The organism is Pseudoflavitalea sp. G-6-1-2, assembly GCF_012927185.1.
In the GTDB taxonomy this organism is placed as follows: Bacteria; Bacteroidota; Bacteroidia; order Chitinophagales; family Chitinophagaceae; genus Pseudobacter.
The window spans coordinates 113,194-134,954 of the sequence record NZ_JABBGB010000004.1 but is presented as its reverse complement, the minus strand read 5'-3'; the positions used below and the strand labels follow the sequence as shown (position 1 = coordinate 134,954).

The window sequence follows — 21,761 nt, the reverse complement described above, 5'->3', positions numbered from 1 at the left end:
CGCCGTCGGCAACACAGCCGCCACCCGAGGTTTTAATTACGCTACAGCATTACCACCAGCGATAAACAAACTCGAAGCAACTAATCTCTTTCATCCCTGTGTAGACAAAGCCATCGGCAATGACCTCACCATGGATGGGACTGCTAATGTATTATTCCTGACAGGAGCTAATATGGCCGGCAAGTCCACCCTCATGAAAGCCATCGGTATCAACTTCTACCTCGCTCACATGGGCTTCCCGGTTGCAGCCAACAGTATGGAGTTTTCTGTAAGAGAAGGATTGTATTCCAGCATCAACGTAGCCGACAATATCGGTTTAGGGTATAGCCATTTTTATGCAGAAGTTGTGCGTGTGAAACAAGCAGCGGAAGCCGCTGCGAGTGGCAAGCGGCTGCTGCTCATGTTCGATGAACTCTTCAAAGGCACCAATGTGAAAGATGCCTATGATGGTACTTTGGCAGTGACAGAAGGTTTTGCAGATTACAGTAACTGCCTCTTTATCGTATCCACCCATATCATTGAAGTAGGCGATGCATTGAAGGGAAAGAAAAATATTCAGTTCGTGTACATGCCCACCATCATGGAAGGCAGTATCCCACGCTATCCGTACAAACTGGAGCACGGCATTACAGAAGACAGACAGGGAATGCTCATCATCAACAATGAAGGAATTCTGGAATTGCTCAACACCTGAACTCTCAGATTGTCTCCCCAAAAAAGAGGGCCAGCTAAAAAGCCGGCCCGTCAACAGTTACTGGTTAAATGTACTGCTGTATGCGAAAACCATCTTTAATTAATATCCATCGTTCTGGCTAAGTTTCGGGTTTCTGCTTCTTTCTTCAGCAGGGATCGGCCAGAGATAATGTTTTTTGTCGAATGATCCGAGTGCAGGGTTGTTGCCGCCATATTTCTTTGCAGTCCAGAAATTAACCATCTCGTCTGCAAACACATCCCAACGAACCTGGTCCATGTACATATGTCCCCATTCGAATGCGAGTTCGCGGTATCTTTCCTGCATCAGGTATTTTTTCAGCAGCGCTTTATCACCGGAAATGTTTTCACCTCTTGCTGTGCTTACCTGCTCAACCGTAGGCATGTTCACACTTGGACGTTGTCTTACACGATTGATGAGTGCAACAGCATCACCGAGTTTGTTGTTCTCGATCAGTGTTTCGGCATACAGCAGCAGCACATCTGCAAAGCGGATGAGTATGAGGTTGCCGGGGCTGTCACCAGCTGAAGGATCGAGTTTTCCGATGATGTACTTCACTGTATTGTGTCCATTCTCGAACGAATAATCCTGAATGTATTTTACACCCGATTGTCCGGTACGTTTCTGGAACTCCGTAATGTAAGGTGTGTTTTCGTACCAGGCCGTCCATGCGAGGCGTGGATCTCTTTTCTCGTAAGGTTTGGTTGCGTCGTATGCAGGATCATTCGAAGCATAGGTGAAGGTGTAGTTGAAGTTGGCTACTTTACCTGCTTCTCTTTTTACGAATGTGCTGTTTACGGCATATCCATTCACCGTTTCAAACTGATCGAGATAGTATTCAGTAGGAGTGATGTATCCGAAACCAGCTGTCTGGATCTGTGATCTCACATCTGGTGCACAGAAGCGAACAATTGAGTTGCCCTCTTTCAATCCGCTCTGGTACTGAATTTCAAAGATGGATTCTTTTCCATTCTCTGTTTGAGGCCAGAACAGGTCGAGGAAGTTGGGTTCGAGATCATACTCCTTGTCGATGTTCACAATCTCATTGAACTTGGCTTCTGCCTCCGGCCATTTTTTCTCGTACACATATACTTTTCCGAGCAGTGATTTGGCTGCACCTCTGCTGGCTCTTCCGAGCATCGATTTATTGCTTCTGTATTCGGTAACAGAGGGAAGCAATGTTTCGGCAGTTTTCAGATCGTTGATGATCTGCTCCACTACTTTGGCATGTGGATCGCGCGATACCTGCTGCTCTTCGAATTTGAGTACTCTGGTAACAAGCGGAACATCGCCATAGAGGTAGGTGAGGTGAAAGTAAGTGAGTGCGCGGAGAAAGAGCGCTTCGCCTTTCACTCTGTCGTACACTTTTTTATCGAGGGTTAATCCTGGTTTATCGATATTGTCGAGTACCAGATTGGCGCGGAACACCACTTTGTACCATCCTTCCCAGAACTCCCTGCCCATCTGCCATCCATCGGTTATCCCGAAGATGCCGTTATCGTATTGACCAAAGCGGGAGCTGCCATATCCTGCAAACGGAGTGGCAATGTCTGCCATGGGGAAGAAGTTGAGCAAACGGTCGCTCTGCCATGCATCGTACACAGCATTCACGGCGTTGTTGAAATCTCCTTCAGTTTTGTAATAGGATTCCTCGGTGAGATTATTCTTGGGGTAGGAGTCGAGGTAACCCTTTTTGCATCCTGTCTGCAAAAACGATGTTGTCAGCAGGCCGAATGAGCTTAATATGATGAAGTATTTTTTCATGATCTGCTATTTAGAAATTAGAAAACGAGCCTGATGCCCATGGTGAGTGTCTTCGATACCGGATAAGCATCTACACCTCCACGCGAATAGGCGTTGATGTTAGTTGGCTCGGATGGTTTCATCTCAGGATCATACCCTGTGAAATTTGTCCAGGTAACAAAGTTGGTTGCATTCACATACACGCGGAGTGACTGCACTTTGAATTTGGTGCTGATCCTCTTTGGAAGCGTATAACCCAGTTGCATGTTCTTGATACGGGTGTAAGAAGCATCCTGTACCATGTAATCGCTCCAGGGCTGTGTTCCAACCATGGCACCTGCTGCCGGAGTATTGCCGCTTGCTACATTTCCGTTGTTATCCATAATGGCGCGGTCGCTCCAGTATTTGCGGTCGATATTGAAATCTTCTCCCTCACCATTGGCGCCGAATACTGTTTCTACCAGCATGTTCTTTTCGCGTTCTCCCTGAATGAGCATAGAGAAGTCGAATCCTTTCCAGCCTACTTCGAGGTTGAATCCGAAAGTGTATTTAGGCAGATAGCTTCCGATATAGGTTTTATCATCATCGGTTATCTGTTTGTCGTCGGTGCGATCTACAAAACGAAGCATGCCTGGTTTGTCGCCGCTTCTCTTGGGGTTCTTGCTGATATCGTCTTTGGTTCTCCAGATACCATTTGTCTGGAAGCCCCAGTACGCATTGATGGGAAGACCGCGATCGGTTTTAAGTGGCCCGTTGATCATTGGTTTGATATTACCGAGATCGGTCACTTCATTCTTGTTGTGTGAAAGGTTGAATCCTGCGCTGTAAGTGAAGTCGCTGATTCTGTCCTGATAACGAAGTCCCAGTTCCCAACCCTTGTTGAGCACTTCTCCGATATTCATTACCGGTCCCTGGTTGTATCCACCGGTAAATGGCAGTGTGGCATCGAGCAACATATCCGTTGTTCGTTTATCGTAGTAGTCGGCTTCGAGGGTCAGTTTGTCGTTGAAGAAACCAAGGTCGAGACCAATATTGGTAGTGGTGGTGGTTTCCCACTTAACGTCTTTGTTTTCCATTTGCGTAGGATAGTACGCAGGAACCCTTGTTTGAGGACTGCCGAAAATGGCACCGCCTGTTACATCGATATTGCTGATCCAGGAATAAGCGGGAATGCCTGCATTACCGAGTTGTCCCCAGCTCGCACGAAGTTTGAGCGTGCTTACGAAGTCTTTGTATTTCTCGAAGAATTTCTCTTCAGATATGCGCCATCCTGCAGAGAAAGAAGGGAAAACGCCATACTGTTTGCCTGGTGCAAATACAGATGATCCGTCCCTTCTCACATTGGCCTGGAAGAGATAGCGGCCGGCATAAGAATAATTGAGTCTTGCGAATTGAGAAACGAGTGAATAGGGATCTACATATCCGCCGTTGATGGATGCCATGGTGTTACCGGCGCCGATCACACGGAGATCGTTGTTGTGGAAATCATTCTTGGAGGCGCTGAACTGATAGCCATCGCCCTGTTCAACAGATGCACCGAGAAGGGCGTCGAAATTATGTCTGCCGATGCTGCGGGAATAAGTAAGCAGGTTCTGGATCTCCCACACATACGATTGGGTGGTGCTGTTTTGCAGCGAAGCCAGTGCTCCCTGTGCCAGTGGAGTCTTATGTTCCAGATCGGTAGGGGAGTAGATGGCCCATTTGCTGGTCCACTCTGCATCCAGACGTGAGATCACCGATCCGTTCATCACCAGTTTGTATTTCAGACCAGGGATGATATCCACTTCTCCCCACACATTACCGAAGGTCTTGTTATAGAGATTCTGATTGTCTGAAATATTATGTGCAATGCTGGGTGTTTTCCAGGTTGTGCTGGTGATGTATTGCTCACCTGAATAACCGGGACGCGGAGCTCCTGGCAATCCATCAGGGTTGTACACCGGAATGGTTGGAGGTGCAGCCGTGATACCGTTCAATGCAGCCGGACCAGAAGAGGAGAACGGTGTAATGGTGGTATTGTATTTGGAACGGATATAGCTGATGTTAACACCGGCTCTGATGCTCTTGCTTACTTCCTGCTGAAGGTTTATGCGTGCATTGATGCGGTTGAATTTTGTACCGATGATGGTTCCCACCTGATCGGTATAGCCAAGTCCAACAGCTACTTTCGTTTTATCTGATCCACCGGTGATGCCTAAGTGATAATCCTGAAATGGTGCCGTTCTGAAAACGAAATCGCTCCAGTCTGTCCATTGAGTAATGGTTTCAGGAGCCTGCGCACCTACCCAATAAGGAGACTTACCATTGTAGAGTCTGGCTTCGTTCTGATGTTGCGCCCACTCAGGTCCGGTAAGATAGTTAGGGCGTTTGGTGAGGCTCTGCCAGCCATATTCTGTTTTGAATTCTACACTTGCTTTGCCGGCTTTTCCTTTTTTGGTAGTTACCAGCATTACGCCGTTGGCAGCGCGGGAACCGTAGATCGATGCAGCGGACGCGTCTTTCAGTACAGTAACGCTTTCTACATCATCGGCATCGAGTTCGTTGAGGTTACCGATAAATCCATCAACCAGTACAAGTGGGCTGTTGCCCGATTTTACAGATCCTACACCACGCACTTTTACATCGGCGCCGGAACCGGGCTGACCTGAACTCTGCGTTACCTGCACACCGGTCATTCTTCCCTGTACGGCTTGTCCGAGGTTGGTTGAGCTTGCACGACCCAGCGCTGCTGAATTCACTGTGCCCACTGAGCCGGTGAGGTCTGCTTTGCGTGATGTACCATATCCTACCACAACAATCTCCGACATATCTTTTGGCTTTTCGGAAAGCTGAATGGAGAGGTTCAGGTTGGAGCCAACTGTTACTTCTCTCGATCCGAATCCAACATAGCTGAACACCAACACATCGCCGGGATTTGCTTCGATGGTGAATTCACCTTTTTCGTTGGTAGCTACTGCCTGTGATTGTCCCTTTACGGCAACACTCACACCAGACATCGGCTCTTTGGTAGCCAGGTTGCTCACGATGCCTGAAACCTTTACGGGAACAGGCGCCTGAGTTGGTGCTGGTGCAGGCTTTGCAGACTTCGCATCGAGTACAATTGTTTTGTCTACGATTCTGAAGGAGAGTGCGGTAGAAAGCAGGCATTGACGCATGGCTTCTTCTACTGAAACGTCCGATACCTGAACGCTTACCTTTCCGGCTTTGCGAACTTCTTCACCTGTGTAAAGGAAAAGATAATCGGTTTGTTTCTGGATCTCTCTGAATACTTTGTCGAGATAAACATCTTTGAGTTTGATCGATACTTTCTGAGAGTAACCCGATGCAAACGACTGCAGCGATGCACTGATCAGAAAGACGATGGCAATTTTTACAATGCTCCGCAGGCGTGTGCCCGCACGAGCTGGAGAGTTGGCTGTCGATTTCATAAGCCTTCTGTATTTGGTGATTATTGGGAGGAGTTTTTTACTGTGCTTTTATGTAAACGTTATTGGCTTCGATGCGGAAACTGATGCCACCGGCGAGTTCCAGCATATGAAGCACTTCTGTAAGATTCACCTGCCTGCGGACAGATCCGAAATAATGTTTCGTAGGCAGCGCTCCTTCGTAGGTAAGGTTTATATCGTACCAGCGGCTCAGTTGCCGCATGATGTCTTCGATGCTTTCATTTTCGAATTGAAAGAGATTGTTCTTCCACGCAAGCACCTGTGCGGTGTTCACATCTTCTTCGATGGTGATGTTCTGTTGATTGAAACGGGCCTGCTGTCCCGGTTTCAGCATGGTACTGGTTGCATTGGCTGCAATACGAACACTGCCTTCGAGCAGCGTGGCTTTGATACTTGGCTCATTGTCGTATCCGTTGATGTTGAATGCAGTGCCAAGTGCCGTAATGGTTCCTTTGGGAGCATTCGACTGCGATTTCAGATCCACACTGAATGCGTGTTTGCTGTCTTTGGCTACTTCGAAGAACGCTTCGCCATTCAGCGTTACACGGCGCTCATCACCCGAAAAGTTTACAGGGAAACGAAGTGAACTGGCTGCATTCAGCCAAACGATGGTGCCATCGGCAAGTACCAGTTTGTATTGTCTTCCTTTGGCGGTGGTGATGGTGTTCCAGGCAGTTTCGCCATTGGCGGAAATGCTATTTGTTTTGTAAGATAATTGCCCGTCGAGTTTGATGAGCTGCATGCCATTGTCGCCGGATAATGAGCCATTGCCCGCATCATCCAGTACAATTTGTTCGCCATTGGCGAGTGTGAGAATGGCCTTGTCCTGCGCAGGCTGTATCTCCTTTGCAGGTGGGCGCGATGAAACTGTGTTATTGATGATGGAAGGAGCGGCTTGTTCTTGTCTGCTGAAGTAACTGTATAGTCCTGCTCCGAGCAGTACCAGCACAGTGGCGGCAGCAGAAATGCGGATGATCATTTTTCTTTTGCTGCGCAGAACCGGAAGGGGAGCAGCGGGGCGAGATTGCAGTATCTGCTCCAGCATAGCGCCGGACTGCGCTTCGGTGAATACCTTTCTCGACGATTCGAATTCGATCCATGCCTGATCCATCAGTCGGCCTACTTCTTCATCATCTGCCTTTTCTGATAGCCAGCCCATCAGCTCATGCACTTCAGAAGCAGAAGCCTGCTTCATGAAATACCGGTGAAATAGGTATTGCTGTCGTTCCGGAGTCATATGGCAATCGTTGTTGTAAAGCCAAGACACCGCGGTAGTGAAAAAGGGTCAACCGGTTTCTGAAATTATTTTTAGAGGAAGAAACTGATAAGGGTAAGTATCACCGCATGAAGCTCTGCGTGCTGCTTCACATAACTCATGATGGATCGGATGGCCAGCTGAATATGGCGCTTAACGGTTTCGCGGCTGAGCTGCATCTGACCGGCGATCTCTTCGTACATCAATCCTTCGCGCCGGCTGAGTTGCCAGGCTTTCTGCTGCTGGGGAGGAAGTTGTGATATGGCATCATCGATCAGCTGATAATATATTTCATTGTCCGCAGAACTGAGGGGATTCTCCGAAATGGCCACCCACTCTGTGTGTCGGGCCCGTTCCCTTGCGCGGTTGCGGAGACTGTTCAGCGTTCTGTTACGGGAGAGCCGATAGATATAACCCTGCACATTGTCGATGTTTTGCAGCAGTTCCCTTTTCGTCCAGATAGCCACGAAAACTTCCTGCACTATTTCTTCTGAAATGCTTACCGAGCCGGTGAGTCTGTAGATGTATTCGCCCAACCGCTGATGCCAGTCGTTGAAGAGTTGACTGAACGCGGCTTCACTGCCTGCGGCAATGCGGCGCAGCAGTTCTTTTTCATCATATGGCAATCGGGCATGCAATGGGTAATCTGACAAGTTAAGCTGCGGGAAAATTAAATCCTTGCTGCTTTTGAGGGGTTGAGAGGGTTACCTTATCATTCAACTATTTCAGCATTTTTGTGCAACTGATTGCTCTGGATCAATAGTTCCGGTAAAGGGTTTGCAGTAACTGCCCATAAGATCTGCACCCAGCTGCCTGTTATGAAAAACAACAGGCAGCTGCATTGCAACACGCGCATACATATTAATAAAAACAGTATTTTTCCGCGTCCCTTTTCAAACAATGGGCGTTACAGTTGTACATGCATCCCTTTAAAACCCTCATCATCGAAGATGAGCCTGCGCAGAGAAAAGAACTGGAGTGGCTGGTTTCACGTGAGTCGGGCCTTCAACTGGCAGGCACAGCAGAGTCTGTAGAAAAGGCCATCGAACTGATCAATCGATCTTCCCCCGATCTCGTTCTGATGGATATCCAACTGAAAGACGGCACAGCATTCGATATACTGCACCATTTTCCACAGCCCGCATTCCGCATTATTTTCATCACTGCATTTGGACATTATGCCATCAAGGCAATCAGGTTCGGTGCGCTGGATTATCTGATGAAGCCGGTAGATCAGCAGGAATTTTCTCAGGCGATTCAACGCCTGAAAATTCAGCATGATCCCTATTTCTCCGAAAGGATCGGCATCATGAAACAAATGGGACAGCCCGAAAAGCCCACCGACATGAATGCGCAGATCTGCATTTCTTCTATCGACAGTCTTCAACTCGCACGTCTCGACGATATTTTGTATCTGGAAGGAGAAGGGGCCTATACCAAAATCCATTTCAGAAACGGCAAAAAGATCACGGCATCAAAACCACTGAAACATTACGAAGAGCTGTTGCCTGCCGATTATTTCATCAGGCCGCATCAATCGTACATCGTAAACAGAAGCCGGATCGATCGTTACCTGAAGAGTGGAATACTGGTTATGGAAGATCAGTCTGAAGTGCCCGTAGCCACCCGCCGGAAAGAATATGTTGTTAACCTGCTGACCACCCACCGATGAACAGAATCTTACTGGCGATCTCCATGCTTTGCATTTTAGCGGCATGCAAATACACGCCGGATAAAGCTCCCGGCAATCAGAACAGTTTGCTTAACTCGCTCGAAAAGGAAGCTGATAGTCTTGGTAAATCGTCTCCGGACATACAGTTGCAGCATTGGGAAAAAAGACTGCATCAATCTGCTGTGCAGAAAGATCGTTCAGCAAATGCGTTTGTGCATTATCAGCTGGCGAAGTACCTGATTAAGCAGGAGCCAGACAGTGCAGCGTATCATATCAATCTTGCTCTCGAATTTTCCGAAGAGGCGCCAGCTTCACTGAAGTTTGCCGTTTGCAACGGGGCAGGAATCGTTGCCGAATCGCAGGGAAAATATTATCAGGCTGCCTACTACTTCAATGAGTCGGCAGCTATTGTGATAAGCAGCGACTCAGCTGCACAGAAGCCCATGCCTAAAGTGATCTGTCTGCTGAATGCAGCACAGTACAACAATAAGTTCGGACAGCATGCCAAAGCGATACGTCAGAATAAACTTGCATTGCAACTGCTGCAACAGATGCCCGAACCAAGTGCCAGACACGTTTTCAGGGCATATTCGCAACTCTTCACTGCTTCGGCAGAAGAAGGAAATATCTCCGCAGATTCGCTGAAAGCAAATCTCCATCACCTGCAATTGCTGGCCATGGAATCGGGAGATCCGCAGCAACAGCGTTTCTTCTGTGATCATGCAGGACATTTCTATCTGCTGAAGCAGCAAACCGATTCTGCCATTCATTACTACGAAAAAGTAAAAGCATTTGATCAGCAGGCATTGGAAGCAGGAAGTTCCAGTGCTCTGAGAAATCTCTTCATCACCCAATCGAACCTTGCATTGCTGTACAGCAAATCTGCCCGGCTAAAATCAGCAGAGACAACCTTGCAATCGATCAGAACACTTGAATCAGCAGGTGCGGCTCAATTGCTCCCCGACGAAAAAGCATTGGCCCTGAAAGCGCTGCTCGCTTATAATTTCGCTTCCGGAAACCTGCATGGGGCCAGAGTTGCAGAAGATTCACTCGCGGTACTTAACCGGACAATCAGCAGAAGCGCTGCCGTGCAGGCCACCAGCGAAATGGAAGCTATCTATCAGTTGCAGGCAAAAGACAGAAATATCCGCAGCATGCAATCGGCCATGGCTGCTACAGACCAGCAGCTAAAGCTGAATCGTTTGTTACTGTATACGGGCGCCTCTCTTGCGCTGCTGGTGATCTCGTGGCTGGTAATGCTCGCAGTATTGCATCGCCAGCGGAGAAAAAGGCAGGAGAAAGACAAAGCCTTACTGCAGCAGCAATTGCTGCGCACACAGATGGAACCGCATTTTATTTTCAACACACTTTCCGTATTGCAGAGTTTTATCCGCTTCGGTGAAAAAGACAAAGCCATTCTCTACCTCAATCAATTCAGCAAACTGCTGCGGAGCAATCTCGAACTGAGCCGGCAAAATTTTGTTCCGCTCAGCGAAGAACTGGATGCATTGAGCAATTACCTCAGCTTGCAGCAAATGCGCTATGAGCAGGGCTTTCAGTATGTAATTGATGATGGTGAACTGAAAGAGCAGGAGTTGCTTGTTCCTCCCATGTTGATTCAGCCTTATGTGGAGAATGCCATTCTTCATGGAATCGGCGCTTCGGCATCTCAAGGAAATATTGTGGTTAAGCTCGAATTGAAAAATCCCGGTCTCCTGCAGGTAGCCATCATCGACAATGGAAAAGGATTTCCATCTGCTATGCCCAAAGAGCATCGTTCGTTATCTGGCATCATAGCGCGCGAGCGGCTTGCCATACTCGCCAGAGAAGAAAAGAATGCAGCGGCAGTGGAGATCAGCTCAGGCCCGCAAGGTACCACCGTGCTGTTGACCCTGCCTGTTCACCGTCAATTCTAACGCGGATTTAAACCCAACTGCTGCGAACACATGATGTATAACTGCAAATATGAATCAGGCAATAACTGCTTTCTGATTTCACAGACATTCGCAGTCGCGCATACAAAAGCGCATTGTTGCAATGGAAAAATACCTGCTGTTACTGTGGAGCCTGTTCTGCACCTCTCTGGCTACAAAAGCCCAGGACAAAGAAATTCATGAGGTACTGAAAGGTACCATCGGTGGCAAAAACGCCATCACCATGTTCCTCTATTACAAGCCACATCCCTGCGATGGCCATCTGATGCTCGAAGGCATTTACAAGTATGATAAAACACCTGGCGACGACAGCTGGATTTTACTCAATATCGAAAGCGGTGAACTCGGCAGACACCTGATGGTGGAGAAAGATTTCACCGGTGTATTGTTTCTTCAGAGAAAAGGAAATGGCTTTGAAGGAAGCTGGATCGATCCCGATGGGAAACACGTACTCCCTGTGGAGCTTAAACAGAAAACCCTCTCAGAAAAAGAAATGAAACGATACATCGATATTTATGATGAAACCAATCACAGGTACAATGATTGTTAAGCTCCGAACCCTCGCACTGGCCCTGCTTCTGCTGGCAGGTATCACTGAATTATCCGCACAGGACAAACCGAAAAAAGAAATCAATTACTTCAGAAGCATCCGAGAAAAGAATAACCGGCTGCTGCTCGAAGTTGGCAATAATCCACGTGTTTGCACGCTAAGCATCAAAGCACCCGGCTTCGCGAAAATGGGACCGGTACTCAAAGCTGAACGCAACAGCTGGAACAGGCTCTACCAGCGTTTGTACGAGATCCAAACGAAGAACAATCAGCTGATCGCCATCCGCAAACTCACCAAAGCAGAAGCAAATGCACACCCGGATCTTGAACCGCCGCACAATTATGCAGTGGCAGCAGTGGCAGTCGACAATCGGGCTGCGATGCTTTTCGATAAAGCCACAACGTTGTATGAACAGCAACAATACGAAGCAGCACTCGATACTGTGAATAGTGCCATCGCCAGCAATCCGGGGCATCCGGATTACCATCTACTGCGCGCAAACTGTCTCGGTTATCTGAAACAGTACCAGCTGGCCATCGATGCAGCAAAGACTGCACTGGAAATGGACAGCGGCAATGAGTTGCTCTATGGCATCATTGGTACCAGTTACTACTACCTGAAGGAGTTCGATAAGGCAGTGAAATATTATGAGCTGGCCCTGAAATGTGATCGATCCAATAGTGTGCTGCAATACCACAATTACCTCCGTTGTCTGATCGAAATCCCCAATTATAAACGTGCTATTGAGGTATACGCGGTATATAGAAACAGGATGGAGCTGGGAATGGCTGGAGATATCTTCGACACGCTTGCTCAGCCCGCTCACTTTTACGCAGGGATTGCTTACCAGTATGCAAGCCGGTACAATGAGGCGCTGGAAATTTTCGATGAGCTCATTCGGGAAAACCCGGAAAATTATGAACTCTATGCACAACGCGCACGCCTGCATCACGCAATGGGCAATTGCAAAAAATCGATTGCCGATTACAAAGAGGCTATCCGTTTACTGGGACCGGAAAACAGCAAAGACCTGTTGAACGAAGCTACCGATGGCGATGAGAACTGTATCGATAAAACAGAGCTGCTTGTTCCGGTAAAAGTTTCAGGTAACAGACAGCATCCCTGATGCTTACCATAACATCCGGAGAAAAACAAACAGCACTATCAGAAAGAATATCACGCCAACGAGCAGAAAGTAACGGTTGGTTTGAGCTCCCTGGATCAGGAAGAAAATATTGAGCAGCAATAAATAGATAAGGGCAAAGAAAGAGTAGTAGAGTTGGGAAAGATCATACCCTCCACCTCCAACACCTCCGTTACCATTTTTGCTGAAAAAGAAAATGTAGCTCAAAACGAGCACAGGTAAAGCGAGTAATAAGCCCTTGATTACAGAAGGTGTAGTCATTGTATGTGGATTGTAGAGCACCGCTCGCATTCTTTGAATGCGGGCGGTTATTTTTTTTCGATCTTGCCGTTTTTATAAATGATGTAATCCTCGCCACCGGGTTTTTGCAATACCACGGAGCCGTTGCTGAATCTTTCGGTGAAGGTGAAGAGTGGTGCTACTATCACTTCATTCTTCAGATTGAGATATCCCCAGCGTTGCGGCTCCGTCATAAACGATACCATGCCTTCGCCGGCTGAACGCAAAGCATTGTATTGAATGGGGATCAGTATCTCGCCTTTGAGGTTGATCAGTCCATACTTCTCGGAATTCTTTACCAGCATCATGCTGTCTTCCACCTGTCCGATATAGTCATAGATCGGAGCAACAATTTCTTTGCCGCTGGTATCTACCAATCCGTATTTATCATCCTTCCCTACCTGACAAACACCATAGCTGAAACCAATTTCTATGCTTTTGTAGATAGGGGGAACAATCACATCTCCTTTTCGGCTGATCAGTCCAATGCCAAGTGTGTTGCGGTCTGCATCCATTCTCGACAGAGAAGCGTAAACGCTTTTCCGGTTGTCGAAGGCGCTGGCTTCAAACTCCGGATCATCACAAACCCAGTAGTCATTTTTTTTATCGAGATGGCCTGTCAATTTAGTTGGGCTCACAAAAGTTTTTTGAGCAGGAGCCGCTGTGTCGGCAGGCGCGGAGGAAACGGATACACTGTCTGCTGCAGCCTGCCCGTTGGCTGTATTATCGTTGCAGGAGAATAACATGGTACATGAAATCATAATGCTGAGGTTTCTGAGCATGTGTACGGATTTTGAGCAAACATAGGATACACATGGCTGAAAAGCATCAATAATTTAAATCTGCTGCTTTCCGGCACCGATCCGGAGCGATTGCATATAAATCAAAAGGACGGCCACTTTTCAGGTTGGCCGTCCTTTTTTATTGCAAAAGAGAAAATTGCAGAGATCATTACAGGGCTTCGTCCCATTTCATCTTAACCCATGGACTGTTCTCGTCGGTGAGCAGTACTTCCATTCCTTCCATCATTTCTTCGAATACCTCTTCGTCTATTCCGTTCCATACAGAGCGGGCGAACTGATACGATACCGAAAGCTGTTTCCAGGATGTATACATTTTACGGATGGGGTCGATGCAACGAAGGATGTTTTCCATTGCTTCTTCACGACTCAGATAGCCGGCATCGAAGCAACCGCGGCTGAGGTTGATCACGCGTGCAAAATCCCAGATCAGCATATCGGGCTGTGTATCCTTATCGATGAGATTGTGCTCGTGGAAGAGTTCCAGCGCATCGCGCATATTGCGAAGCCTTTCGATGGCCACTTCTTCTTCCATCTTGTTGGTGGCCACGTGTTCGCGGAGGAACTCCTTGCTCTCTTTGATGGAGATGGCATTCATGGCCTGCCAGATAATATCGTACTGAATGCGATGGCCTTCGGCGAAGAGCCATTCGATTCTTTCCACTGCTTCTTCTTTGCTGTCGATATCCCACCATTCCGATAAGAGACTGCGGCAATCCTGTTTGGAGAAACCGGTGGTGAGATCGTTGAGGTATTGTCCATTCAAAATGGCGAGATCTGCGCCGCAGGCAATGGCCCACTGTTCTTTTTTGGAGAGTGTGCTGTTTGGGTTCAGTTGAAGTTCGGCGCCATCAGACTGCATGCCTGCATTGCCATCATCGCCGGAGAACATGCTGTTGAACTGTTGCATGTTCTGGCCAAACTGTCCCATCTGGCTCATCCATTGAGTGGAGAGATTCATAGATGCTTCCATCTGCTGTTTGTACATGGCTATCTGTTCATCTGAAAGCCCCATTGCTTTTAACTGCTGCAGGTATTGATCGATTGCGTTTTGCGGGTTCATGATTAAATGGTTTAAACAAACAATATGTCGTCTCCTTTTTTGGCATACACTAAGGCAGTTTCAAAGTTAATGAATAGCTGCTGTAAGGAGATATCCCTGAAATCAGCTAATCTTTGGGTAACTGCCTCCTGTGCCAGCAGCGAAATTCTGTAGTTGGGAGAACCCACCAGCATCATCGGTTGATCGAGCGGGTGATACCAGATATACTGAAATTCGCTTATCCGAAGAGAAGCGATGCGGTACAGATAGGCGCTTCCGTAAACGGCGAGCCAAAGCCTTCTGTCCGCCGTGGCAGCCCCATTGCGCGCTTCAGCGAGCAACATATCGATAATGGGCAGACTGCTGAACTGATAATTCAGCTTATTGCCAAACCGCTCTGTGTAGAATGCCCTGAAATCCTCTGCCCTCCTGTTGATGAGGGAAATGAAATCTGTGGTGGCAACGCCGGACGTTCTCTTTTTACGGAATAAGGATAGCATGTTGCTCATTTTTGATAACTGATCATGAAAGTTTAGAACGAAGTACTTCTGCTACTTCAGCCTCCAGCTTATTCCAGGCCGGATTCAGCAGCATTCTGGCAATAAAGATTTTGAACACAGATTGATCGAGCACATAGTTTGGAACTATGCCTGCGATATCGAGTTTGCTATCTTCCTCATCAATGAATATTGCAACACCAATGATGTTTGACTTTTTAACGAGCAAACATTTCTTGTCTGCCTTAAAGCTGATGGTCCAGCGATCGTGCACTATATCACAGGCATATTTACCGGCCAGCTTTTCTTTTACTATGCTTTGCAATTCTGTAACGGACGGCACTTTGCTTTTGATGGCTAATTCCATGGTAGGGTGGATGGGAATTTGAAAATACCCGGCAACGGGATTGTGTTGCCGGGTGTCTTAAACGTTTAGTCGATAATTTTTTTGAAATCTCCCTTCTGGTCGAAAATAACAGAGAAGGATGTGCCTCCGTTTTCCGGCTGCAGGCTGAGCAGGTAGGAGAACTTCTCAGAATTTTCTTTCAACCGATCCGGAGAATGCACAGTGATGTTGGTGGCTACCACATCGAAGTTTTTTTCTTTCTTGATCTTATCCACTGCCAATTTGATCATGTCCGGAAGTTTCTTCAGGTCTCCCAGTTCAGTAAGGGTGAACATAAAATCCTCTGGTTTGGCGTCTCCGGTTAAGCTGAGCGTGATCTCGGAGTTGTCTTTCCATGTTCCCTTCAGCCTTGTTTTTTCTATCATTTTCTTGCTGGCCGGATCTTTGGTGCCGGTAGCAGAGGTGGAGGTACCGGTACTTTTATGGTAGGAGAAGTTGATATCGGTATACCATGCGTCTTTTCCGAATTCGCTTTTCAGATCGCTTACGAGACTGGCAACGCCATCGGCGGTTTCATATTTGCGACCGCCGCCGCCGAAGTAATCACAAGAGGTAAATGCCGTGATGCACAATGCCAGCATCAGGCTCAGTTGAAGGGTCTTTTTTTTCATATTTTCATTTTTGTGGGTTGATTTCAGGTCAAACCTACAATCATGAAAATGGCAAAATGAAGGAGATCCAGAAGTGCAGGCAGGTTTTTAAAATCCGCTGGCATTTTCGCCGGATCCGGAAAATGCCCTTGCCTTTCTGAAGGGGATGCTCAGTTCCACGCGGGTACCCTGATGCTCATCCTTTCTGTTGGCAACGGAGATACCAGCAGGATAACCGGTTTGTCTGCTCAGGATGGCTAGCCGCTCCTGCGTAATGGTGGTGGAGAGCGATTTTTTCCCCGGTTGTATGGTGCATGATTGAAGGCCGGCTCCATTGTCTTCAATCACACAGCGCAGTACGTGCGCTTCTTTTTGAATGGAAATATGGATATGTCCTTTCTGATCGAGCTGTTTCATTCCATGAAGAATGGAATTCTCGACAAACGGTTGCAGTAACATGGGAGGGATCAGCAGTCCTTCATCGTCGTACATTTCCCAGGTATCCACTGTATAATCGAACAATCCTTCGAAGCGCATAGCCTGGAGGCTGAGATAGTTTTCCAGTGCTGCTACTTCATCTTCCAGCGGAACAAAACTTTCTCTGGAATTTTCGAGCGTTACACGCAACAGGCGTGCAAACTGATTGAGATACCGTACTGCTTTCTCTCCTTCGCTATTGCGGATAAAGCCCTGCAACACCGACAGTGTATTGAAGATGAAGTGAGGTTCCATCTGGCTGCGAAGCAGTCGTTGTTCCAGTTCAGTCTGACGAAGTTTATCGGACAATTTTCTTCTTCTCCGCAAAACGATACCAAGAATGATGGCCAGCAGAAATGAACAGGCGAGGATCAGGATGATTGTTTTCTGTTGCCCGCTGATCTTGCGATTGGCTTCATTGGAGAAAGCCAAAGCCCGGATCTCATCATCTTTTGCCTTTACTGCATACTGCGTTTCGATTTCCCTTGCTGCCTGTGTCATGGATGAATCTACTTCACGGCCGAAATTTGCGTAGGCCGAATCCTTGGCATCCACTGCTTCCTGCCATCTCTGCAGTTCGGTGTAGAAAATGCTTTTCCTTCTCCATATCCGCGTAAGCATTTCCTTATTGTTTTCTGTCAGGGCGAGCTCATAGGCTTCATTGAAATATTTTTCAGCAGTATCGTATTGTTTGAGTTTTTGATTGGTAACACCCAGGTTGAAGAGTGTAAGCGATTCCAGGTTCCCCAGTTGTCTGCTCAGTTGAAAGGCTTTGAGCTGATATTGCAGTGCTTCTTCGTTCCTGTTCTGTTTGGAGAGCATCACACCCATGTTCTCATACTTCACGCTGTTGAAGAAAGGTGTATTCAGCGTGGTATCCTTTTCTACAAAATTTCTGAAGAAGAGCAGGGCAGAGTCTTTCTCCTGAATGGTGTTGTAATAAGATGCAATATTGGTGGCAAATGCCAACTTTAATCTGGGTTCCTGGCTGATGGCCATTCCTTCAAAGAGATACTTTCTCCACTGATCCAAATCGCCGATTTTGGAATAGATGCCGGCCAGTTTAAGCACTATTGCAGGAAGATTGCTGTTGCCGGTTTTTTTGGAGAGATAGTAAGCGTCACTGGCATAGATGAGGGCGGAATCCAGTTTTTTCTGATTGATGAAAAACTCTATGAAGTTGCCTTTTACAGCAATCACATGCGCCAGACTGGTATCTTGTGCCATTGCAATGGCCAGTGCTTTGCGGAGCGTTGCTTCACTGCTGTCTGCTTTTTTCTCATACATATACTGCAGCCCTTTGAAGCGCAGCCATGTACAGGTGATGGGGTAGTAGCCGGAGTTTTCGAGTAAAGGTTGCAGACTGTCCAGCATCTTCCCCGATGCTTCATACTCCCGTTCCTGAAACAGCGGATTTATATTGTTCTTCATGAAAGCTATCAATGAATCGGAGGTAGCTTTCTGATTGGAGGATGTATCTTTTGGAGGTTGCTGATGGCAGGCTGTTGTTAATGCAAGCAACGCAAAAATGAATAGGGAGATACGGGTATGTTTAAGGGTCATCGCCCCGAAAATAGCGAATGCATGTGAGATAATATAATCAGCGAAGAATAGATCAAACTGTAAAATAAGGTTTCGCCTTTCTGTATGGAATGGTCAGTATCACAGTGGTACCTGAATGTTCATTGCCCCGGTTGGTGATGGTGATGCCGGCAGCATACCCCGTTTGCCTGCTCAGAATTTCCAGCCGTTCGCGGGTGATGGTGGTGGAGAGGGACGATTTTCCGGGTTGGCTTGCACTGCCCGATTGCAGCCCGGTTCCATTGTCTTCAATGATGCATCGCAATACATTTGCTTCTTTTTGTATCGATACCGCAATATGACCTTTATGCTGGAGTTGTTTCATTCCATGCAGAATGGCATTCTCTGCAAATGGTTGCAGCAGCATTGGTGGAATCAGCAATCCTTCTTCTTCATATCCGGGCCAGGCCTGTACTTCGTAATCGAATACGCCTTCGAAGCGCATGGATTGCAGGCTGAGGTAGTTTTCGAGTGCAGTTACTTCCTCGTCGAGCGGAACAAAACTTTCGCGTGAATTTTCAAGTGTTACGCGCAACAGGCGCGCAAACTGATTGAGATAACGAACCGCTTTCTCCGATTCGTTGTTGCGAATATAACTTTGCAGTACGGAGAGTGTATTGAAAATAAAATGTGGTTCCATCTGACTGCGAAGCAGTCGCTGTTCCAGCTCTGCCTGACGCAGTTTTTCCGAAAGCTTTCTTCTGCGCCATAGCGCAAAACCCAGCACTGCAGCCATTACAAAAGCGCCTGCAAATATGAATATGATGGTCTTCTGCTGAACACCGATCTTTCGGTTGGCTTCATTGGCAAATGCAAGCGTGCGTATTTCTTCATCTTTACTCTTTACCGCATACCGTGTTTCAATCTCTTTGGCTTTGCCTGCGAACGACGAATCTACATAACGCTTATAACTTTCGTAAGCCGAATCCTTTGCTGTAAATGCCTGCTCCCACTTCTGCTGGCTGGCATATACTTTTGCAATTTCATTCCAGGAATCGGTGGCCACTTCCTTCAATCTGTCGATATGAGCATGTTTTATGGATGCTTTCAGGCTTTCTTCCGCTTCGCGGTATCGTTTCAATTTATGATAGGTAACACCTAAGTTATAGTAGGGAACAGAGGTCTTGTCTTCTGCCTGCTTACAATCGTCCAGTGCCTGCAGTTGATATTTCAGCGCTTCTTCGTCTTTATCCTGATAAGAAAGCATCAATCCTGTATTCTCTGTAGACATGAACTTATACATCGGATTGTTCATGCTGGTATCTTTTTCGATATAGCGATGATACCACCACAGGGCTGAGTCTTTCATGTGCATGGAAGAATAATAGCTGTTGATGCAAAGCAGAAACAGCGGCTTGTAGTGAAGGTTTTTTTCACTCAGCCTGAGCCCTTCAAAACAGTATTCTCTGTATTGTTCAAGATTGCCGATATAGGCGTAGCAGGTTACGAGCTTGAACAGTATCCCGGCCAGCTTTGCTGTATCTTTCTGTTTAGCCAGAAAGTAGGCGTCTTTTACATGCATCAGCGCAGAATCTGACTTATTGCTGGAATTGAGGATGTCAGACAATTCCAGTTTGCCTGCGATGATTTGCCTTGTGCTGTCATTTTCTATAGCTAATGCCAGAGCTTTGCGCGTATAGTATTCGATACTGTCTTCATTGCGCTGCAGCTGGTGCACAAACATCATGTGACGGAGCCAGAGGTAAGTGCTGGAAAAAGAATGCTGCTCTTCTACAAAGGGCTTTAAACTGTCTAAAATTTGTTTTGCCTTTTTTGCATTATTCTCGATGAGAAGCGGACGCAGATGATGCTGCATAAACGTCACCAATGTATCCTTGTTTGCCTTTTGTATTGCTGCTGCCGGTTTTTCCGGATGCTGATTACAGGCAACTGCACTTAGCAGCACAGCAAGCATACAGCAAATGATACGGGTAAGTGGAACCATCGTAACGGTTATTAGCGAACGCCGGTGAGATACTCTATCACATAATCTTTACGTCTCGTAGATACAGGGATTTCCGTACCCTGACGAAGTACAAGGTATCCGTCTTTATGATACCTGTCTATGAAATGGTGATTTACAAGATAGGATTGGTGCGGCCTCATGAAATATGCAGGCAGCAATTCTTCATACTCCTTGATGCTCTTCGATACCACTATCTTCCGGTTTTCGGTGAGAAAGAAAGTAGTGTATCCTGCATCGCTCTGGCAGTACACGATTTCGTCGAAACACACTATCTGCAAATATTGCTGGGAGCGAAGTACAATGCGGTTCTGCAATCCGCCCTGCTGGAGAGACTGGCGCGCAATGGCCAGCTGATCTGGTTGCGGTACGGCGGAGATCGCTTTGCGCACTTTGTCGAGGGCCTCGTTCAGTTCTTCTTCATCAACAGGTTTGAGCAGGTAATCGAGCGCACCGTATTTGATGGCTCTGATGGCATAATCATGATAGGCTGTGATGAAGATGATCTTGCAGGGATTGTCGAGTGTTTGCAGAATATCGAAACCTGTTCCGTCGGAGAGTTCTATATCGAGCAACAGCAGATCGGGCTGGGTGGCGGGTATGATGGTCCTCGCTTCCTGCACACTGCCGCAGCTGCCTACTACAATAAACCCGGTTTGCCGTTTCATCAGCAACTCCATGTCTTTTCGGATAGCGGGTTCATCGTCGATCACCATTACTCTGATCATAGTCGTGTTATTTTCCATTCTAGCGTCCATTGGCGCGAAGAACGGTAATATCTTTCTTTACACGATCATCGTAAGTCTTTTTTATGATGTAGTGCCAGTCTTTTTCAGAAACATCCACAAAGAATATCTCGTCTTTTTTGTGTTTTGCTACTGCATCCTGAAACTCTTTGGGGAAGCTGTATTCGCCGAAGAACCAGTCGGTATCGCCGCGGGTTTTGTTGCCGTCCATAGTGAACTCATCTGAGAGTTTCTCGAAAGACTCGCCGGCATTGGCTTTGGCAACAATCTTTTTTTTGAGGCTGTCGATCTCGGAAGGGGAGAGTGAACCTCCGTCGAGGAAAATATAGTTGGCACGATAAGCCACAGCTTCATCGGCTTCGATTACTTTATAGGTAACATATCCTACAGAGAAGATATCTCCTTTCTTTTGTCTCAGCAGTCTTTTTTCGATCAGGGCCGAATCTTTACCTGCGGAGAGCTTCAGAATGGCAGGCTTCAGCAGTGGATTTGCATCGATCCAGGTTTGTGCCTGCTGCACGGTATTGATCTTTTTGAACTGGTCCACCACAGTCTCCTGTGCAAATGCCTGTACGGTAAAAAAAGCGAGTAAAATAGCAAGACTATATCTCATATGTATTTTTTTAGGCTGCTGCATTGAAAAATGGTTCAACAGATGCATTTCAAGTTACTATTTTTTACAGTATCCCGGTTTCGGGCCCCCGCATAGGGTAGTTAAAAATCTTTTAATGGACATCCAAACTGCATTAACCGTGGCTTTGGCTGCAGAACTTCTACTCATTTTCCCGTAAAAGCGCATACCCGTAAGAATGTATTTACTGCGGTAATGCCTCAAATGCCGGCGGATTTCTGCAGACGGCTGTAACATTTTCCGGGAAAGCCCGTCCTTATTGAATTATACGATGCCTGCGGCATCGCTCACCA

General features: G+C 47.1%; 18 protein-coding genes and 1 pseudogene. 5 read left to right on the top strand and 14 right to left on the bottom strand.

What is annotated here, in order from left to right; genetic code table 11:
- Positions 1-694: pseudogene (locus HHL16_RS24760) on the top strand (DNA mismatch repair protein); the annotation flags it as partial.
- Between the two features lie 99 nt (positions 695-793).
- Here the strand turns inward: HHL16_RS24760 and HHL16_RS24755 are convergent.
- The 4 genes from HHL16_RS24755 to HHL16_RS24740 all read right to left on the bottom strand — a co-directional run bounded on the left by HHL16_RS24755 (position 794) and on the right by HHL16_RS24740 (position 7,809).
- Positions 794-2,476 (bottom strand): RagB/SusD family nutrient uptake outer membrane protein, encoded by a 1,683-nt coding sequence (locus tag HHL16_RS24755; protein WP_169428167.1) that lies wholly within the window; start codon positions 2,474-2,476, stop codon positions 794-796.
- Positions 2,477-2,493: 17 nt separating this feature from the next.
- Entirely contained in the window at positions 2,494-5,883 is a 3,390-nt protein-coding gene (locus tag HHL16_RS24750; protein ID WP_169428165.1) for a TonB-dependent receptor, read from the bottom strand.
- A 37-nt stretch (positions 5,884-5,920) separates the two neighbouring features.
- Positions 5,921-7,096 (bottom strand): FecR family protein, encoded by a 1,176-nt coding sequence (locus tag HHL16_RS24745; protein ID WP_206022581.1) that lies wholly within the window; start codon positions 7,094-7,096, stop codon positions 5,921-5,923.
- A gap of 113 nt (positions 7,097-7,209) precedes the next feature.
- Positions 7,210-7,809 carry a sigma-70 family RNA polymerase sigma factor gene (locus tag HHL16_RS24740; protein ID WP_169428162.1) on the bottom strand — a complete coding sequence of 200 codons (600 nt, stop codon included), beginning with the start codon at positions 7,807-7,809 and terminating at the stop codon, positions 7,210-7,212.
- Positions 7,810-8,075: 266 nt separating this feature from the next.
- Between HHL16_RS24740 and HHL16_RS24735 the strand changes: the two genes are divergently transcribed.
- From HHL16_RS24735 to HHL16_RS24720, 4 genes are all read left to right on the top strand, one after another.
- Positions 8,076-8,828, top strand: coding sequence for a LytTR family DNA-binding domain-containing protein (locus HHL16_RS24735; RefSeq protein ID WP_169428160.1), 753 nt, complete (start codon positions 8,076-8,078; stop codon positions 8,826-8,828).
- A complete protein-coding gene (locus tag HHL16_RS24730; RefSeq protein ID WP_169428158.1) occupies positions 8,825-10,744 on the top strand; it encodes a histidine kinase in 1,920 nt (639 codons plus the stop codon). The genes HHL16_RS24735 and HHL16_RS24730 overlap by 4 nt, the downstream gene beginning before the upstream one ends.
- 121 nt (positions 10,745-10,865) lie before the next feature.
- On the top strand, positions 10,866-11,312 hold the full coding sequence (locus tag HHL16_RS24725; RefSeq protein ID WP_169428156.1) for a hypothetical protein: 447 nt from the start codon (positions 10,866-10,868) through the stop codon (positions 11,310-11,312).
- A complete protein-coding gene (locus HHL16_RS24720; RefSeq protein WP_169428155.1) occupies positions 11,302-12,438 on the top strand; it encodes a tetratricopeptide repeat protein in 1,137 nt (378 codons plus the stop codon). The genes HHL16_RS24725 and HHL16_RS24720 overlap by 11 nt, the downstream gene beginning before the upstream one ends.
- Positions 12,439-12,441: 3 nt before the next feature.
- Here the strand turns inward: HHL16_RS24720 and HHL16_RS24715 are convergent, their stop codons facing one another.
- From HHL16_RS24715 to HHL16_RS24670, 10 genes are all read right to left on the bottom strand, one after another.
- Positions 12,442-12,717 (bottom strand): hypothetical protein, encoded by a 276-nt coding sequence (locus HHL16_RS24715; RefSeq protein ID WP_169428153.1) that lies wholly within the window; start codon positions 12,715-12,717, stop codon positions 12,442-12,444.
- 47 nt (positions 12,718-12,764) lie between these two features.
- Complete coding sequence (locus HHL16_RS24710) at positions 12,765-13,517, bottom strand: WG repeat-containing protein (RefSeq protein ID WP_169428151.1); 753 nt, start codon at positions 13,515-13,517, stop codon at positions 12,765-12,767.
- A 169-nt stretch (positions 13,518-13,686) separates the two neighbouring features.
- Positions 13,687-14,598 carry a DUF1266 domain-containing protein gene (locus HHL16_RS24705; RefSeq protein WP_169428149.1) on the bottom strand — a complete coding sequence of 304 codons (912 nt, stop codon included), beginning with the start codon at positions 14,596-14,598 and terminating at the stop codon, positions 13,687-13,689.
- Positions 14,599-14,609: 11 nt separating this feature from the next.
- Positions 14,610-15,077 (bottom strand): hypothetical protein, encoded by a 468-nt coding sequence (locus tag HHL16_RS24700; RefSeq protein ID WP_169428147.1) that lies wholly within the window; start codon positions 15,075-15,077, stop codon positions 14,610-14,612.
- Positions 15,078-15,099: 22 nt separating this feature from the next.
- Positions 15,100-15,441, bottom strand: coding sequence for a hypothetical protein (locus HHL16_RS24695; protein WP_169428145.1), 342 nt, complete (start codon positions 15,439-15,441; stop codon positions 15,100-15,102).
- A gap of 65 nt (positions 15,442-15,506) precedes the next feature.
- Entirely contained in the window at positions 15,507-16,091 is a 585-nt protein-coding gene (locus HHL16_RS24690) for a hypothetical protein (RefSeq protein WP_169428144.1), read from the bottom strand.
- A gap of 87 nt (positions 16,092-16,178) precedes the next feature.
- The gene (locus HHL16_RS24685) at positions 16,179-18,110 is read right to left on the bottom strand and encodes a histidine kinase (RefSeq protein WP_169428142.1); all 1,932 of its coding nucleotides are present in this window, start codon (positions 18,108-18,110) and stop codon (positions 16,179-16,181) included.
- Positions 18,111-18,162: 52 nt separating this feature from the next.
- Positions 18,163-20,073 (bottom strand): histidine kinase, encoded by a 1,911-nt coding sequence (locus HHL16_RS24680; protein ID WP_169428140.1) that lies wholly within the window; start codon positions 20,071-20,073, stop codon positions 18,163-18,165.
- 11 nt (positions 20,074-20,084) lie between these two features.
- The gene (locus tag HHL16_RS24675; protein WP_169428139.1) at positions 20,085-20,819 is read right to left on the bottom strand and encodes a LytTR family DNA-binding domain-containing protein; all 735 of its coding nucleotides are present in this window, start codon (positions 20,817-20,819) and stop codon (positions 20,085-20,087) included.
- A gap of 19 nt (positions 20,820-20,838) precedes the next feature.
- Positions 20,839-21,450: a peptidylprolyl isomerase gene (locus tag HHL16_RS24670; RefSeq protein ID WP_169428137.1), complete on the bottom strand. Its 612-nt coding sequence runs from the start codon at positions 21,448-21,450 to the stop codon at positions 20,839-20,841.
- Positions 21,451-21,761 lie beyond the last annotated feature (311 nt).